Source organism: Flavobacterium ranwuense, assembly GCF_004349315.1.
In the GTDB taxonomy this organism is placed as follows: domain Bacteria; phylum Bacteroidota; class Bacteroidia; order Flavobacteriales; family Flavobacteriaceae; genus Flavobacterium; species Flavobacterium ranwuense.
Map to the genome: position 1 here is coordinate 333,406 of NZ_SMLH01000002.1, position 17,176 is coordinate 350,581.

At 30.9% G+C, this 17,176-nt stretch carries 24 protein-coding genes; all 24 read right to left on the reverse strand.

Going from position 1 to position 17,176, the window contains the following annotated elements:
• The 24 genes from E0I61_RS06015 to E0I61_RS06125 all read right to left on the reverse strand — a co-directional run bounded on the left by E0I61_RS06015 (window position 1) and on the right by E0I61_RS06125 (window position 17,066).
• The gene (locus tag E0I61_RS06015) at window positions 1-1,692 is read right to left on the reverse strand and encodes an Ig-like domain-containing protein (protein ID WP_132070092.1); all 1,692 of its coding nucleotides are present in this window, start codon (window positions 1,690-1,692) and stop codon (window positions 1-3) included.
• A 396-nt stretch (window positions 1,693-2,088) separates the two neighbouring features.
• Window positions 2,089-2,970 carry a diguanylate cyclase gene (locus E0I61_RS06020; protein ID WP_132070094.1) on the reverse strand — a complete coding sequence of 294 codons (882 nt, stop codon included), beginning with the start codon at window positions 2,968-2,970 and terminating at the stop codon, window positions 2,089-2,091.
• Between the two features lie 189 nt (window positions 2,971-3,159).
• Window positions 3,160-3,498 (reverse strand): hypothetical protein, encoded by a 339-nt coding sequence (locus E0I61_RS06025; protein WP_131994150.1) that lies wholly within the window; start codon window positions 3,496-3,498, stop codon window positions 3,160-3,162.
• Window positions 3,485-3,847 (reverse strand): hypothetical protein, encoded by a 363-nt coding sequence (locus E0I61_RS06030; RefSeq protein WP_132070096.1) that lies wholly within the window; start codon window positions 3,845-3,847, stop codon window positions 3,485-3,487. The genes E0I61_RS06025 and E0I61_RS06030 overlap by 14 nt, the downstream gene beginning before the upstream one ends.
• 53 nt (window positions 3,848-3,900) lie before the next feature.
• A complete protein-coding gene (locus E0I61_RS06035; protein WP_131994144.1) occupies window positions 3,901-4,233 on the reverse strand; it encodes a YtxH domain-containing protein in 333 nt (110 codons plus the stop codon).
• A 30-nt stretch (window positions 4,234-4,263) separates the two neighbouring features.
• Entirely contained in the window at window positions 4,264-4,416 is a 153-nt protein-coding gene (locus E0I61_RS06040) for a lmo0937 family membrane protein (RefSeq protein WP_131994141.1), read from the reverse strand.
• Between the two features lie 66 nt (window positions 4,417-4,482).
• Window positions 4,483-4,635 carry a lmo0937 family membrane protein gene (locus E0I61_RS06045; protein WP_131994138.1) on the reverse strand — a complete coding sequence of 51 codons (153 nt, stop codon included), beginning with the start codon at window positions 4,633-4,635 and terminating at the stop codon, window positions 4,483-4,485.
• A 132-nt stretch (window positions 4,636-4,767) separates the two neighbouring features.
• The gene (locus tag E0I61_RS06050; protein ID WP_132070098.1) at window positions 4,768-5,403 is read right to left on the reverse strand and encodes a porin family protein; all 636 of its coding nucleotides are present in this window, start codon (window positions 5,401-5,403) and stop codon (window positions 4,768-4,770) included.
• 198 nt (window positions 5,404-5,601) lie between these two features.
• Window positions 5,602-6,063 (reverse strand): sll1863 family stress response protein, encoded by a 462-nt coding sequence (locus E0I61_RS06055; protein ID WP_132070100.1) that lies wholly within the window; start codon window positions 6,061-6,063, stop codon window positions 5,602-5,604.
• Between the two features lie 62 nt (window positions 6,064-6,125).
• The gene (locus tag E0I61_RS06060; protein ID WP_132070102.1) at window positions 6,126-6,311 is read right to left on the reverse strand and encodes a CsbD family protein; all 186 of its coding nucleotides are present in this window, start codon (window positions 6,309-6,311) and stop codon (window positions 6,126-6,128) included.
• Between the two features lie 199 nt (window positions 6,312-6,510).
• On the reverse strand, window positions 6,511-6,726 hold the full coding sequence (locus tag E0I61_RS06065) for a hypothetical protein (RefSeq protein WP_131994126.1): 216 nt from the start codon (window positions 6,724-6,726) through the stop codon (window positions 6,511-6,513).
• Between the two features lie 172 nt (window positions 6,727-6,898).
• Window positions 6,899-7,666, reverse strand: coding sequence for a DUF4382 domain-containing protein (locus E0I61_RS06070; protein ID WP_165930182.1), 768 nt, complete (start codon window positions 7,664-7,666; stop codon window positions 6,899-6,901).
• 204 nt (window positions 7,667-7,870) lie between these two features.
• Entirely contained in the window at window positions 7,871-8,755 is an 885-nt protein-coding gene (locus tag E0I61_RS06075; protein WP_131994120.1) for an MlaD family protein, read from the reverse strand.
• Between the two features lie 18 nt (window positions 8,756-8,773).
• Window positions 8,774-9,550 carry an ABC transporter ATP-binding protein gene (locus tag E0I61_RS06080; RefSeq protein ID WP_131994117.1) on the reverse strand — a complete coding sequence of 259 codons (777 nt, stop codon included), beginning with the start codon at window positions 9,548-9,550 and terminating at the stop codon, window positions 8,774-8,776.
• 1 nt (window position 9,551) lies between these two features.
• Window positions 9,552-10,310, reverse strand: coding sequence for an MlaE family ABC transporter permease (locus tag E0I61_RS06085; RefSeq protein WP_131994332.1), 759 nt, complete (start codon window positions 10,308-10,310; stop codon window positions 9,552-9,554).
• Window positions 10,311-10,414: 104 nt separating this feature from the next.
• Window positions 10,415-10,870 carry a PA2169 family four-helix-bundle protein gene (locus E0I61_RS06090; RefSeq protein ID WP_131994114.1) on the reverse strand — a complete coding sequence of 152 codons (456 nt, stop codon included), beginning with the start codon at window positions 10,868-10,870 and terminating at the stop codon, window positions 10,415-10,417.
• A gap of 167 nt (window positions 10,871-11,037) precedes the next feature.
• Window positions 11,038-11,259 (reverse strand): YidH family protein, encoded by a 222-nt coding sequence (locus E0I61_RS06095; RefSeq protein WP_131994111.1) that lies wholly within the window; start codon window positions 11,257-11,259, stop codon window positions 11,038-11,040.
• 44 nt (window positions 11,260-11,303) lie between these two features.
• Window positions 11,304-11,687 carry a hypothetical protein gene (locus E0I61_RS06100; RefSeq protein ID WP_131994108.1) on the reverse strand — a complete coding sequence of 128 codons (384 nt, stop codon included), beginning with the start codon at window positions 11,685-11,687 and terminating at the stop codon, window positions 11,304-11,306.
• A gap of 353 nt (window positions 11,688-12,040) precedes the next feature.
• Window positions 12,041-13,414: an OmpA family protein gene (locus E0I61_RS06105; RefSeq protein ID WP_132070104.1), complete on the reverse strand. Its 1,374-nt coding sequence runs from the start codon at window positions 13,412-13,414 to the stop codon at window positions 12,041-12,043.
• A gap of 259 nt (window positions 13,415-13,673) precedes the next feature.
• Window positions 13,674-13,805, reverse strand: a complete 132-nt coding sequence (locus E0I61_RS16535) for a hypothetical protein (protein WP_262708570.1) — start codon at window positions 13,803-13,805, stop codon at window positions 13,674-13,676.
• Between the two features lie 16 nt (window positions 13,806-13,821).
• Window positions 13,822-14,295 (reverse strand): Dps family protein, encoded by a 474-nt coding sequence (locus E0I61_RS06110; protein WP_132070106.1) that lies wholly within the window; start codon window positions 14,293-14,295, stop codon window positions 13,822-13,824.
• A 259-nt stretch (window positions 14,296-14,554) separates the two neighbouring features.
• On the reverse strand, window positions 14,555-15,616 hold the full coding sequence (locus tag E0I61_RS06115; RefSeq protein ID WP_131994099.1) for a class I fructose-bisphosphate aldolase: 1,062 nt from the start codon (window positions 15,614-15,616) through the stop codon (window positions 14,555-14,557).
• Window positions 15,617-16,121: 505 nt separating this feature from the next.
• Window positions 16,122-16,457, reverse strand: coding sequence for a DUF892 family protein (locus tag E0I61_RS06120; RefSeq protein WP_132070108.1), 336 nt, complete (start codon window positions 16,455-16,457; stop codon window positions 16,122-16,124).
• 360 nt (window positions 16,458-16,817) lie between these two features.
• Window positions 16,818-17,066 carry a hypothetical protein gene (locus E0I61_RS06125; protein WP_235832072.1) on the reverse strand — a complete coding sequence of 83 codons (249 nt, stop codon included), beginning with the start codon at window positions 17,064-17,066 and terminating at the stop codon, window positions 16,818-16,820.
• Window positions 17,067-17,176: the final 110 nt, after the last annotated feature.

Sequence of the window (17,176 nt, forward strand, 5' to 3'; positions counted from 1 at the left end):
TTAAGGCTTAATGATTATGTTAGTATGAGTCATTACTACAGCTCCATTTCTGGCAAGCATTCTACCTTGTGCAGTTGAATGTGATCCCATTGTTATAGATTGTAGGGCCAAAATATTACCTACAAATGAAGTATAATCTCCAATAGTTGCTGAACTTCCCGTTTGCCAAAAGACATTTTTAGCAAGTGCTCCTCCCGTAAGTTTTATATTTCCACCAGCTCCACCAACAGTTGTGAAGGCAGATGCTACTTGGAAAATCCAAACATCTGTTGCGCTACCGCTGAGAGTTAAATCTCCATTTTGTACTAAAAGTGTAGATGTTGATTTATAAATACCGGCAACAAGCGTTTTTCCACCTTGATCACCAGAAACAGTTATTGGTGCGCTATAAGAAGCTCCTTCGACAAAAAGATAAGCATTAGTAAGATCTAGTTTTGCTTGCGTTAGCATGGCAGCAATTCCTACAGGGGCAATGTCGTCAGAAGCGTAAATTGCACCATTGACTATAATTGCAGGAGGAAATCCTGTAATTGAAGAACGAACTCCTGGGCTTATACCAACATCCATATTATTTATTATACTGAAACCAGCATTATTGCTTACTCCAACACCTGCTATAATTCCAAATCTTTCAACTGATCCAAGATTTACGGTATTACCAACTACAGCTGGATTAGTATTGAAATCCCAAACGTAGTCATTTGCTAAAGAAATACCTGCCAAGTTTTTAGAACCGGTATTTATTGTAGCAGTATAAGTAGTTCCGGGTAATAAATCACTATTTGGATTAAATGTAGCCGTTGTTCCTAAGTAAGATACGGTTCCAGTAATTATTGCGGAACCATTTTTTAAAGTAAATGTCGTGGCGCTAATAGTCAAAGGATCCATTGCCATACTAAAATTAGCTGTAATGGTTTTATTAAGTGCAACTCCCGAGGCATTGTTAATAGGGTCAGTAATTGTTACGTTAGGAGCAGTAATAAATCCTGTAGTAAATGTCCATGTATAGTTACTTGCTATTGTTGTTCCTTGAACATTTTTTACTCCGGTTGTTATGGTAGCTGTATAAATGGTATTGGCAGCTAAAAGAGCCGTAGGGGCAAAATAAGCAGTTGTTCCATTGTATGCAACTGATCCTGCAACTGATGTTGTTCCTTGTTTTAATGTATAAGTTGTAGCGCTTATAGTTGCCTGATTCATTGGCATATTAAAATTAACAGCAACTATTTTATTAAGGAATACATTCGTAGCATTGTTAGCCGGATCTGTTGAAATCACCATAGGTGTTAAAGTTGAACCGGTACTAAATGTCCAAACATAATCCGCTTGTAAAGCATTACCCATTATATCCTTAACCGATGTTTTAATTACGCCAGTATAAGTAGTATTTGCCGCAAGTGGACTTGTTGGGTCAAACGAAGCAGTTGTTCCGCTAAAAGAAACTGTTCCTGCAACTGCCGTTGTCCCTTGTAAAGTAAAAGAGGATTGGTTAAAAGTTGCCGCATTCATTTCTTCATTGAAGATTACTGTAATAGTTTTGTCTAGTGGAACATTAATAGTACCATTGTCAGGATCTGTTGATAACACAACTGGACATACGCCTTCGATTTCTATAAAATCGTCTTCTGCACAGCCTGAAATTAATGCAATAAATAGTATTGCGAACGTTAATAGTAAATTTTTAGTTTTCATTTTATTGATTTTAGGGGATTAAGTATTTTGTACAGCAAAGATTGTTTAGTTATTGGCTGGAAGTGTTACATAATTAAAAATGGATGTTGTAAGATTCACTTATTAAAAATGTAAAATTCAATTTTGTAATTGATAGTCAATTAGTTGTAATTTAAAAGGTGTTAAAAACGGATCTTTCTATTTAAATTTTTTTCTTCCTAAAATCAGGAATGTCTAAAAAAAATAATCTGGAACATATTGTGTTAGAAATACTTTTGAAGAAAAAGATTCACATAGATATTGGAAAAAACATAAAAAAGGGTTCAACTTTAATGCAAAAGTTAAACCCTTTAATTTTTAAACGGACACACTTTTATGTGTCGTGTTTATTATTAAATTGTAATATCCGAAATGTTTTTATTTGAATACGATTTTTCCTTTTTCTCCCAAATTAAAAATAAATAAGGTAAGTTCTTTTGTGAAAGTATCAAGACTCAAAGCAGATTGTTTGATATAATCTAACGATTCTTTCAGCTCATCGGGTGAATTTACAGATTGATCATTTAGCAAATAAGATAAACCTAAAATATTAGCAATGGGCTGCCTCACTTTATGGGAAGTCATAAACATCATTTCTTCCAGTCCATTGATGTATTCTTTTTGATATTCTTGGGCTCTTTTAAGTTCTAAATTAGCTGTTATTAATTCTGCTGATCGTTTTTCTTTTTCTCCATTCTGTAAAAGGAGTTCTCTGTTAGCAATGTTTAGTTCCGCTGTTTGAATTCTTCTTTCTTGGTTTTTAAACGCAAGTCTTTTATTTGCAAGATCTAGTTCTCTTGCTCGCTCTTCTTTCTCCTGGTTTTGAAACGCAAGTTCTCGATTAGCGATAATTAATTCATTGGCTCGTTTTTCTTTTTCATCATTTTGAAACGCAAGCTCTTTGTTAGCGATAATCAATTCAGCGGCTCTTTTTTCTTTTTCTAAGTTTTGAAAGGCAAGTTCTTTATTGGCTATAATCAATTCAGAGGCACGATTTTCTTTTTCTTGATTTTGAAAGGCAAGTTCTTTATTGGCTATAATCAATTCAGCAGCTCGTTTTTCTTTTTCTAAGTTTTGAAAAACTAGTTCTTTATTGGCTATAATTAATTCAGCGGCACGTTTTTCTTTTTCTTGATTTTGAAAGGCAAGTTCTTTATTGGCTATAATCAATTCAGCAGCTCGTTTTTCTTTTTCTAAGTTTTGAAACGCAAGTTCTTTATTTAATAATATTAATGCTTCCTTTTTTAGTATTTTTCCCATCGTCTTTCAAATTAGTTTTGAAGCCATATATATCTTAAATTAAATAAATCAACAAGCTAAAAACCTTTGTTTATAAGCTTAGTTAAAAGAGAACAAATGAATGATTTATACTGATAATACTGGATTTATTGATTTATGGAAAACCTTGTATTTGAATAAATCAATTCAATACTAAAATTCTAATCGTAGTTATGATTTTGAAGTATCTGAATGTTTTGTGACAAGGTTAGTAATCACAAATTGGAGTAGTGTTCCTAATATTCTTTTGACGGGATTATGGGTTGATCCCAACAAAACTTTTTTAGTCAAATAACCTGTTGATATGCCAATAACATTACTAAGTATATTTCCTTTAAAATCAGATGAGGTAGCCATTTGTCCAAAAGCATTTTTGATTAAATTCAAAGGCTTTAAACTTTCATACGTATGATAGTACTGATCTTTAAGATATACTAATTCGTTAGCTTGTTTTATTTTAAGCAACTGTATCGTTTCCTTAAGAGTGTCTGTCTCGTTAATCGTTTTCATATTGACTTTTTTTAAGCATTTTGACAATGATAAAATTACTGATTGGTATTTTAAGCCATTGATCTTTATAAATGTATAACACTATTGAAATCAGAAGATAAGCACTGGATACTATAAAAAAGCCATAATATACTTTACCTAATAATTCGCCTATCCATAAGGAAAGACCAATATTAGCAAGGAAGGCAAACATAACAAAAACAATAGAAACAGTTAATCGAGAAAGAAGTGAGGACATGACATCAGCAGTTTTATCAACCGCATTTAACTTCACCAATTCTATCGTTGTTTTAGTATAATCCTCTGCTTTCTCAAAAAGCATTTCTATTGTTGTTGCGTTGTTTTCCATGATATAAATTGTAAACGTATTTACTTGAGAAATTTCAATATTGAAGCCTCTTTTTAGATACTTGTATTTTTAATTTCGTTTTTTGCATCATAAAATTTTGATTTCCCTTCAGCTATTAAAGTTTCACCTTCGTGTTTTGCATCACCAAATTTTGATTTTCCTTCAGCGATTAAATTTTCGCCTTCGCTCCAAATTTTCTCGTACTTTTTATTTATTGTCCCCAATAAAGTATCTAATTTGTCTTTTAATTCGTCAGCATAATCGTTACTCTTGTCCATGATTTTTTTTCTTGTTTTATCACCCTTTTCAGGTGCAAACAATACTCCTAATAATGCCCCAACGGCTACGCCTCCTAAAACTCCTAATATTATTTTATCTGCTTTCATAATTATATATTTTGATTATTTATTATTTGATTAGATACTTCGACCTTGTATAAGTCTAAATAGTATTGCAATAACTGCAATAACAAGAAGTACGTGAATAATTGACCCTACGTTGAATGCAAAGAATCCGATTGCCCAAAAAATGACTAAAATGACTGCGATTGTGTAAAGAAGATTGCTCATGATTTCTAGTTTTTAATGATTTATACTTTATTTGTTTTTTTGTAATTTAATTAATAGGAAGAAGCATTAGATTCTTCTTCCTTGTATAATTCTAAATATAACTGCAATAACTGCAATAACGAGAAGTATATGAATAATTGATCCTGCGCTGTATGCAAAGAATCCAATAGCCCAAAAAAGGACTAAAATTACTGCGATTGTGTAAAGAAGGTTGCTCATGATTTTTAGTTTTTAATGATTATTTTTAGATTAAATATAGTAAAGTTACATATAAAACAAATATGTATCGATTTGTTTTACAGTGTTTTATGTACATTTATGATAAAATTAAGACTATGTTTTTTCTGCTAATTAAAATGCAAAAGCAGCGTAGAAACTCAAGACACTATTTTTAGCATCTGGAGAGCTAAAGCTAGTTGATGAGTCTTCTTTTCCAATTTTAGTTAATCCATAGTTGTAACGTATTCCAAAACTAACTGGTTCTAAATCAATCCCAACACCACCGGCAAGACCTGCATCAAATTTGTTAAAATCATCCGTGTCAATATTATCTTCAAAATTATAGCTACCATCATCTGACTTATTTGTAGTTTTAGCACTAACCAGAAAAGCAGCATAAGGACCAGCGTGAATATTAAAATTCTCGGTAACATTTACTACCAATAAAAGTGGAACTTCAATATAATCTAATTTGAACTGAGCTGTTCCACTTACAAAAGCATTATTGTAAACTAGTTCTGCCCCTTTTCCAGTATAGGAAATCTCAGGTTGCAAAGCGATGTTATTCGCAATAGGTAATTTGGCAAAAAAACCAACATTAAATCCTGTTAAAATATTATTGTCATCAACATCTTCAGTATATAAGTTAGAGAAGTTTACACCTCCTTTTATACCAAATTTCGAAACGTTTTCTTGAGCGTTAGCATTAGTTAAAGTCATGAATGTTATGACTAATGAAGCAAAAATTAGTTTTTTTGAATTTTTCATTTTATTTGTTTTATATTGAATTTCTATACTACAAATATCAGCATCTTACGGTCTAACTTTGTTACAATACTTTTGGTTAAATTTACATTATTCACACTTTAATGATTTATTATCAAGCATTTTACAAGTATTTTTTGGATTGAAAAAAAATAATTAGACAAAAAAAAGACGAGTTGAAAAACTCGTCTTTTTAATTTGCTATTTGTTGTCTACTGTGAGGTTTTTCAAAGTCTTGCCAAGTTCGTCCATATCGCGATTGTATTCCTGTTTAAAAGATTCCCAATCACTATCGGTATCATTTTTATAAGTTTGAATCTTAGCTTTTATCTCATTATTTTTTCGTTCTAAATCATCAATTTTTTTAGTATATACCTCATCGATTGATTTACCCGTTTTTTTTATGCTAGCTTTCATTTCTGCTATTCGAATTTCATTTTGAGTAATTGTAGCATTAGTACTTGCTTTGAATGTTTCCCATTCTTCTTGGGTTGCTACTTTTCTAGCATCAGTCAATTCTTCTTTTGCATCATCAAGATTTTCTCTTGCGTCTTCTACATTATCCTGAGCTGCTTCTTCTTTTTTTGAAGAATTCTGACAACCAACTAAAACGGTTCCAGCCATAAAAGTTGTTATTGCAAGGGTATAAAGTGTCTTTCTCATTTTATATAATTTTAATATTAAATTTTTGGATGTGATTAAAAACTTTTTTTGAAATGAAATTATTAAATAGACTCAAGTATCTTAAGTATTTCTTCTTTTGTTAAGCCTAATTTGATTTGAAGTTTTCTAATCATTTCCTCTTTCTTACCTTCTGTAAAAAGTAAATCATTCTCGGTCAAAGCTGCAAATTTTTGTTTTAATTTTCCTTTTTGCTCTACCCAATTTCCTTTTAGTTCTATTGAATTCATTTTTTTATGTATTGTATGCGAAATAGTTTTCACATTACAAAGTTGATGCTTTCAAGCATTAAATCAGTTATATAACTTTTGGAATAACTTGTTTTATTCACTGATTTTATAAAAATTAACAGAATTCCTAGAAAGGATACCATTTGACTAAAAAAACATTTTCATGACATTGAAAATCAATAATTAATTTGCTGATTAATTAGGAGGTTTCGTTATGATTGGGAATATATTTTTTCAAAATATTTTCTAATGATTCGTAATAATCCGTTAGTATTTTATTGTTTATTTCAGGATTTGAAATGTCCGGGATTGTTAAAGGCATCTCTGATAAATATTTAGATAATTCAGGATACTCATTCCGTATTTTCATAGTAATTTTAAGAATTGCTTCATTGAGTTCTTTTTCTGTTTTCATGATGAATTAAATTTGAGATTATTTAAATTGGTATTTTTATTCGAATCCCAAAAAAAATAAAATCATTAAAAACATCGTAATATTGAATGATGTTTTTAATGATTTTAGATTTATCAGGTTATATATAAATGCTCTTTTTTTAATTAAAAAACAGCATTTTTAAACAATCATCTTATAATAAAATATAAGCTCCTATGTCAGTTGTAATACCAGCTGTAACCACGATATCAGTTTTTGTTACCGGTAATAACGGTAGAGCAGGAGTTATGGTAATTGTATACGTTCCGGGAGGAAGTCCCATTACTAAGAAATCTCCATTTTCATTTACATTACTTGTATAGCTCACAGCTGTTGATGAAGTTGCTGTAACTACCGCCGTTGTTCCTATTGGAGTAATTTTACCTTTTATAGAACCACTAATTGCTTTTTCTATAGTTCTGATAACTGGTTTCAATTGATACCCGCCATTTCCTAATTTAACAACTGATTTATTGGCATCAAAATCCAAAAGAACACTATACAATATACCTTCTTGAAGCGTTTGGTTAACTTGAAGTTTTAATCCGCTTTGTTCCGCACTTGGAGTACTCAAAGGGTAGCTTACACCATCAAGAACTACTGTATTATTGGGCCCTAGTATAAGTCTTATTTGTTTCACTTTAGCTGTTCCTAATGAATCAGTAGCAATTAGCGTATCGACACCATTAGAAAAATCGAGTAGGTTATAAACTCCTTTGTTTACATTCAGAGAAACACTTTCTCCTGATTCACCGGTAACTTCCACTCCTTGTATATCTACATTTACTTCATCATAAGGACCTGGAGCATCAGTCAATCTCACAGCATAGGGATAGCTCCCACCATTGGTATCATCATTGTTACAAGAATTTATTAAAAATCCAAGCATGATGAAAGACAGAATAATTTGCATTTTTTTCATTTCCATTTTAATTTAGGGGTTCAAAATATTTATATAGGTTTGTAAAGATACTATGCGCTTTAAAATCAAATGTTATGCAACTATGCTATAAAGTTGTAGGATTCTCACTTCTAAGTATTTTAAAAAAAGAAATGGTTTCTTAATTCGGTGTGCTTTTGAATGAATTTTTTAAGGTTTTGCTACCCAAAGTTACTAGTCAAAAAACTATTTTATGGTATCTGATTTTGCTCCTATGTTTAATTCCTTTTTCATTTCTATTTCTTCCTGATCTTCTAGATCTTCCAGTTTTTTATCTTCTGCTTTTTTCTTTTTATTGAAATAACCTCTTAACAGGAAATTATGTTTTGCAGCCTCGATCACTTCATTAAGTCCCACTGTTCCGGTCTTAACGTTTGTCAAGGTAGAATCAATCATCTGGCCCATTTTTTCATCACTCACTAATTTTGACAGTGCTCCTTTTCCATTATTCATTTTGACAGTAAATTTTTTAAATTCGCTTGAACTATTTTCCAGATTAGCAACCATGTTTTTTATACTATTTCCAAATTCCTCATCGGAGACTAATTTAGATAATGCCCCATTTCCATTATTCATACTATAACTGAATTGGGCAAGTTGAGCCGTAATTACACCAGCATTATCAACACTTTTTTTAACACTAACCATTAAATCATCCATTTCTATGGCTGGTTTTGAAGCTATGTTATCGTTATCTTCTACAATTATTTTAGAGTTTTTTCCTGAAGATATTGTGAGTACTTTATCGCCCATTAAACCATCTGAATTGATACTTGCAATAGCATCTTTTTTAATGTATTTGCGAACTTCCTCTTTTATGATTAATTTAATTACTACAGAAGTATCTGTAAGAAATTCAATTTCTTCTACTGTACCTATATTGATACCCGAAAAACGAACATTATTACCTACTTCAAGCCCGTTCACTGAATTAAATTTTGAATTTAATTCAAATGTAGCACCAAATAAATTTTTCTGTTTTCCAACAAAATAAATTGTTGTCACAAAAAGTATCAACCCTATAGTTACAAACATTCCTAATTTCCATTGGTATCCAGATTCTTTATTCATTTTTTCTTTCTTTATTGGTTATATGAAAAAAGAGCGAACCCATTCGTCATCGCTTTTTTCCAATTCTTCGTAAGTTCCTTCAGCATGTATCACCCCATCTTTTAAAATTACAAGCCGATCAGCAGTGTGTTTTGCACAAGCCATATCATGAGTAATAATAATGGAAGAAGTTTTATTTTTTTTTTGGATTTCTAACAATAATTCGCTGATTTCTCTCGAAGTTATTGTGTCTAATCCAGTGGTTGGTTCATCATATAATACGATTTCCGGGTTCAAAATTAGGGTTCTGGCAAGACCTATCCTTTTCCTCATTCCTCCTGATAATTCCGAAGGCATTTTATCAATTGCCTCACTCAAACCGACACTTTCCAAAACGTCTTTAATTTGATTTTCTACTTCCTCAGCTGATAAATCTTTAGCGTGTCGTTTCAAAGTAAATCCTAGATTTTCTCGAACACTCATGGAATCATACAACGCTGCATTTTGAAAAAGAAACCCAATTCGAACTCTAATTTTATTAAGCTCATTGTTATCTATTTTTGTGATATCTGTACCAAATACATGTATTTCGCCTTTATCAGCAACAACTAAACCAACTAAACATTTTATAGCTATTGATTTTCCAGAACCTGATTTTCCCAGTACCACTAAATTCTCACCTTTATTTACAGAAAATGTAACTCCTTTTAAGACCTCATTACTCCCGAAGGATTTATAAAGTTCTTTTATTTCTATAACTGGAGCATTAGTTTTAGAAATAGGAGCAGGAGCTATTATTGTTTTTTCTTGTATCATTTTAGAAAAATAAATCAGTTATTTGTACGGCAAGCATATCAATAATAAATATCGCAAGCGATGCAGTAACAACGGCAGAGTTAGCTGCTTTTCCAACACTTTCGGTCCCATTGGCAGCATTAAAACCTTTATAACAACCAATCATGCCAATAAAAAAACCAAAGAAAAAAGTTTTCATAGTCGCCGGAAAAATATCTAAAAATGTAATAGATTCTAAAACTTGTGAGATATAACGATACAAATTTACATCGCTATGAATATTTATACCTACATATCCTCCGATGATCCCAATACCATCAGCATAAATCACTAAAAGCGGAATCATAAACGTAGTGGCCAAAATCCTTGTAACGACTAAATATTTATACGGATTTATCGCCGAAACCTCCATCGCATCTATTTGTTCTGTCACTTTCATCGAACCTAACTCAGCACCTATACCGGACGAAACTTTACCGGCACAAATCAAAGCGGTAATTACGGGGGCTATTTCCCTGATTAGAGAAAGAGCAACCATACTTGGTAACCAAGATTCAGCACCAAACTTGGCCAATGTAGGTCTTGATTGCAGCGTAAGCACTAATCCCATTATAAAACCTGTGATGGTTACTAATGGTAAAGATTTGTATCCAATCACATAACATTGTTTAATGAATTCCTTGAATTCATAAGGAGGCTTAATCACTTCTTTAAAAAAACGCATTGAAAATAATGTAATATTGCCTACATCATTAAAAGTTTCTTTCAAATAGATGATTATACTTTCTTTTTTGGCTGTTACTATATTATTCATTTATTATTGTATTTTTTATGGATGCGAATTAATCATTTACTTAAAGTAAATTAGTGAAGAAAATATTTTGATTAAGACAACATTAAATCTCCTAACTTTTTGACTTTATCATGATGTGCAGTTAATAAAATTTGTTGTGATTTAAGCATAATAAGAAGTTCAGCGGTAAGATGATCAAAATTATCTGCTAAGGTGTCTTTGTAGTTTTTTATAGCTACAAATTCTTTGTATTCAAGAGTATTCAAAATATCTTCTCGGTCTTTATCGATAAGACTTGCTTTAAAATTAATCCATAGACTCACAAAAAAGCCATTTTTTTTAATTATATCGACAGGAATTCCGCCCATTTTTTGAACTTCTTCAGCCAGTTTTGATTTAAAATTTTCACTTGTCTTTTGGAACTCAGAAAACAAATTTTTTAAATCACTTTCTTCGGTAACTATTGTTGCAGTTTCATAAACCTGAATTCTATCATTATTGATTTCAATAAGATTATTTAATACTACAATTGATTTCTCTTTATTCATCTTATTCTATTTTAACAGTAACTAAACTTAGGTTATACTACACTACTCTTTATTTAAAATAATCTGCTTTACAAAGTTCATTATAATTGCTGATAAATGTGTTACATAACTACTATAAAATGTTTCATTATTCACACATTCAATAGGTTAAGGTGTATGTATCAGAATTAAGCTTCTTTTTTATTACTTACTACTATTAAAGCGATACCTCCCACAGCGAGTACAATTCCTATAGCTGGAGACCATTTTATGGGATGATTAACTTCTTTGTTGATTTGAATTGGGCCAATGTCAACCACTTTTTCGGTTGTTACATAATTAAAACTGGTATATAACAACATAATTATTCCTAAAATAATCATAACGATTCCTATGGTTTTTATTTTCATTTTTTAAAATTTTTAAGTTGATATGTAATTTTATACAGTTTAAATTAAGCTCTTGAAAAATATTCTTTAACAAAACTATGTTGCTGATTTTCGGTCATTTTATCAGTGTCTTTTATCTCGAATTTAATTTTTAAGAAACGTGTGTCTTCACTCAAAAAATTAAAGAGTTCTATTTTTGCATCCGTAGGCCCAAAGAGAATTACGCGTTTGTAATTTTTTATAGCTTCCCCAATTTTTTTATAGTAATCAAAAAGTTGTTTTTTTTCTTTACTAAAATTTGAGTTTTCGGATTTTGCTGAATTTGTATTTTTTTCCTGATTGTTAAGTTTTGATTCAATCGTTTCAATTTCAAAATGCTTAGAGGTGAATTCCATTAAATGTGCCATAGAATGATCCATCCAAATGCCTAATTTTTTTGTTGTTTTCATAGCTGTTTTTTTGTTGTTATGTGATGTAACAGTTATTATAATTAATAAAGTTACAACTATTTAAAGTTCAGTTATTTAATATTAAAAAATATTACATTACTTTAGGTAAATATTATATAATTTACATGTTTTTAAACTGGATAGTCAATTTATTATAAAGGATCCTATTTTAGAGAAATGGCCTCATAATACGATCTGAATTTAGAAGAGATATTGAAGTATAGATTCATTCAAATAACGAATTGAAAATGACATTTTCTTTAAATAAAACTATTGTTACACATAAATAAAAAGGGCTGTTGTTTCCAACAGCCCTTACCAAACCAAAAAAACCAAACCTAATCTTATTATCTTTAGTAGTTCATTTTCAACTCTACTCTTCTGTTTTTTGCACGACCTAAAGCGGTTTTGTTGCTAGCAATTGGTTTGCTTTCACCATACCCAACTGCTGTCAATCTAGACCCCGAAATACCTTTTTCCATTAAATAATTTTTAACTGATTCAGTACGCTTTTGAGATAATTCTAAATTGAATGCATCACTACCATTGCTATCTGCGTGTCCTTCGATAACTAAATTTGAAGCATCGTATTTATTAATCAAAATTACCAGTTCGTCCAATTGAACTAATGAAGCAACTTTCAATTTTTCACTATTATTTTCGAAGAAAATTTTACTTCCTAAATAGGTAATTCTTTGTATATCTTGTTTTGTAATTTCAGGACATCCTTTATTTTCTATGGTTCCTTTAACAGTAGGACAACGATCATCCATATCAGCAACACCATCTCCATCAGAATCTGGACAACCTTTTAAACTTAATGGACCAGCAACATCAGGACAACGGTCTAAATCATTAGCTACGCCATCTTTATCATTATCCATAGGACAACCAGTTGCATCAACTTTGGTACCCATTTTAGTATCTGGACATTTATCGTTGCCATCAGCTATACCATCATTATCAGTATCTGGACAACCATTTAATGCTGCTCTTCCTGCAACATCTGGACATGTATCTAAATAATCAGCGATTCCATCTTTGTCTTTGTCTAAAGGACAACCGTTTGCATCTACTGAAACACCGGCAGGAGTTCCGGGACAAGTATCATTACGATCCGAAACGCCATCATTGTCAGCGTCTTTTTTGTCTCCAATATTGAAAGTCAAACCAGCCATGTGTGATAAGTAAGCATCTTTTTTACCTGAAACAACTCCGTCTCTTCGGTCTTTATTAGAATAACTAAAAGTTTCTTGTAAATTAAGCATGATTCCAGGACTCAATCTGAAATTTAATCCACCACCGGCAGTAGGTAAAGCATAATCAATTCTATCTTGGTCAAAGTTGAGGTCTTTGTCAAATAACATCGCTCCAACTCCAGCAAATACATAGGGTCTGACTATAGATTCAGGCCCCGTAAAATTAAATCTTAGATTTAATGCAACAGAATTGAAATCAGTTTTGAAGCTTCCTGAAGTACTATTGTAACCAATTGTTCCTTTAGATGCTAAAAAATTTAAATCAAAATGACGACCTAAATATCTAGTTACAGATAAACCTCCAAAGCCATAAAATGCTTTATCCGTTTTGTAAAAATTATTACCAAGATCTCCTTGATATTGTGTTACACCACTATGAAGACCAATATTCCATTTTTTATCTTCTGTTTGGGCTTTCGAAATTAATGTAAATGCTATGCATGTACAAAGTAGCAGGATTTTTTTCATCTTAATTTATTGTTTGATTAATTAATTAATTAATTAATACAAAGATGGCTAAGATGAAATGTGTTAATGTTATAGAACTTTATGAATAAGTTGCATCATTCCCACATTTCGATTATTGCATTTCTATCTCAAAAAAAGAACTATTAAAAAACTAGTTTTTTATTAACTGCTCTGGGATTGAAGTTGAAAAAGTTTTTTAATAGTTCTGATTTCCATATTAAAAAGAATATAGAATTTGCATTAAGTAAATGATTATAAGTTATTTATGATATTTTGTTTTAAAATCATTTTCCGTTATTGATGCATCTTCTTCAATTTTTTTAGGAGTTATTTTACCAACTCTACAATGACTTTTGGAAGCTGAATAAACTTCGTTTTCTGAATTTTCCATTTGTATATATATTTTATTATTCTAAATATCTTCTTAGTGTCCAAGCCATTGTTTCATGTGTTTCCATCAAACCTGTAAGGAAATCTGCCGTTCCGGCATCCTTATTTTCTTCAGCACTTATGTCAACATCTTTTCGCAAATGAATGATAACCGTTTCATGATCTTCTAAAAGTTCTTTAACCATTTCTTTTTGAGATGGGTAATGATTTGGTGATTCTTTTATTATTGTTAAATCTGAAAACTCTTTCATCGTTCCAATAGTTTTCCCTCCTAATTTGCCGATGCGTTCTGCGATTTCATCGATTGACGCTTCCAGTTGTGTATATTGGCCTTCAAATAATTTGTGAAATTCCATAAAACTTTCTCCAGAAACATTCCAATGAAATTTTCTTAATTTAACATATAGTGTCATTTCATTCGCTAAAATTGACGATAGGATAGAAATGCTATTTTTTAAATGTTCTTGTGTAATTCCAATTTGTGCTTTCATATTTTCTATGTTTTTTATTATTTAATTTGTGCTACTTTTTTAATGACTGCATACCAGTTCTTTTTTGGAATTATTTAAACGGTATGTGACAAGTAAGAAAGTATCCTAATTATTACAAAGGTCCTTTTATTCCTTTCTAAAAGTATTATAAAATTGTAAAAATAAGTTACATGATTCACACCTTTTGGTAGTGTAAGGTCTATATAATCAGTATTTTAGTTTATTTGTAAAGTGTTTAATAAATTTGCAAATACATGTTTTAAGCAATAGAAACTTCTTTTGCAAGATAAATTTCCTGAACAGCATTTATAAGTTTTACGCCTTCGCCAAAGGGACGCTGGAAAGCTTTTCGACCCATAATCATTCCGGCTCCACCAGCTCGTTTGTTTATAACGGCTGTTTTTATGGCTTCGGCCAAATCAGTTTCACCTTTTGATTCACCTCCTGAATTAATCATACTAATACGGCCAGAAAAACAATTCATTACCTGATAGCGGCATAGATCGATGGGATGATTGCTGGCTAATTTGGTATACATATCTGGATTTGTTTTCGCAAATTGTATCGTGGTAAAACCACCGTTATTAGTTGGTAACTTTTGTTTAATAATATCTGCCTGAATAGAAACACCTAAGTAATTGGCTTGACCGGTAATATCAGCAGCTGTATTGTAATCGACACCGTTTTTAATAAACCCATCATTTCTCGAGTAGCACCAAAGAATGGTTGCCATACCTAAATTATGTGCTTCTTCAAAAGCCTTTGCTACTTCTATAATTTGCCTGTCAGATTCGGCTGAACCAAAGTAAACAGTCGCGCCCACAGCTACAGCTCCCATATTCCAGGCGTCTCGAACACTCCCAAACATTATTTGATCGTATTTGTTGGGATAGGTTAGGAGTTCATTGTGATTAATTTTTACCACAAACGGAATTTTATGGGCATATTTTCTGGATAACATGGCAAGTCCTCCCATTGTTGAAGCTACTGCATTGCAACCTGCTTCAATGGCTAATTTTACAATATTTTCAGGATCAAAATAAATTGGATTTGGAGAAAATGAACTTCCCGCAGTATGTTCAATTCCTTGATCTACGGGTAAAATAGAAATATAGCCAGTATTAGAAAGTCGGCCATGATGATACAACTCTGACAAACTTCGAATTGTTTGTGCATTCCGATTAGTTTGCAAAAAAACAGTATCTATATGCGATGGATTGGGCAAGCGAATTTGATCTTTCAAAATTGTTTTACAGACATGATTCAATAAAGAGTCTTTTTCATCACCTAATAAAGCTAATAATTGGGCTATATCTTTCATCTTATCTTTGATTTGAATAGACTTAAAAAAACATTCGTTTTAACATTAATTAACCTTTATAAAATGAATTGTCTAACAATTCTATTTTTTAAATTAATGGAACCTACTTTTTTTGATGTGAATAATGTATATGTTTTCATATTTTTTTAACCTTAAAAGATTGATATAAAGATAATTATATTTAATGATTTGTCTGTTGGAAAACGATATAAATTAAACCGTAAGATGTTTTAAATGAGTTTGTTGTAAAATTAAAAGCAATTTCATTTATGCGGTTTATATTGCATAAATAAAATTGCTCTCAAAAATTAAGTTAGATTATTTTGCCTTTTAAAAAGTTCTGATTAACAGGTATCAAGCTCGTGTACCTATTCGTTGGTCATAGGCGGAAGGTTGGAAAACCCCTATGTTCTTGATGCTGTTTCGCCAACCTGGCAAACCAGAAAATAGACTATCTAACAAAATAGCAGTATTGTTTTAGGCATCTGGACTCTTACTATTTTATTTATTCTTTGGGTGTAATTGATCCATACATTGCATCATATTTTAGTATAATATCTATTTCGCCTATTGAACAAAAAAAATCTTCTAAGCGTTTTATATGGTCTTGTGTAAATTGCAGATGTACTTTGAGTGCATCTACTAATTCATCAGTAGTTGCATTCTTAATCATTACGGGAATGGATATCATTAGTGCTTTTTCACTAAAGTAGATTTCTTTTAACTCCTCTACAAAAACATTGCGACAATTTAGCTTTGTCTCTGGTATAGTATTTTCTGAATTTCCTTTACCTTCTTGCAACTTTACTTTTTTAATAGTTTTGGTGGCTGTACTTTTCATCAGTTTCTATTTAATTGTTGTTTAATCCTATATAGTAAAATTCCGTTTTTAAGATCTAAAAATTATTACATAATTCTTAAAATGAGTTGTAAGATTCACATGTATATTAATAGAAAAGGAAGGTTTAAGAAACAATATGAGGTATTTGCATAGTAGAAATAACCTTTCTCGACTATTTTAAAAAAGAGGAGAGAAGTTATAGGTATTGTAAAATATAACGATTTTAGTTTAAATTCGTTTGAAGAATCCTTAATGTAACATTAGGGGAAATAAAGATTAAAAGGTAATCTAAATTATTTTTTGATTTCCAATTAAATGATACTTAACATCAAAAATAAAAACAAAGACAGAATTGTAATTTTATGATTCGTCTTTTGTGGTACGAACCAAGCTGATTCCTGAAACGAAGAAAATAATGCCAAGCACACCGTAAATAATTAATGATTTAACATCTGTCATGTCGCCAGATGTTCCAGCAAATAATACTGCGGTATAAATAAGGCCACCTATTCCAAGTGCAGTAAGTAATGCTCCAAAGATTCTTTTAAGATTCATAATTTTATTTTTTTTAGATTGATATTGTAATTTATTTCCCTGTTTAACAGTCAAAAGTCAACTTGATAAAAAGAGAAATACTTAGAGTTAATCATCTTCAAATATTTGTTATGTAGTTGATTACAGAACAAATGTATTTCAGTTAGACTCTAAAAGTGTTACAT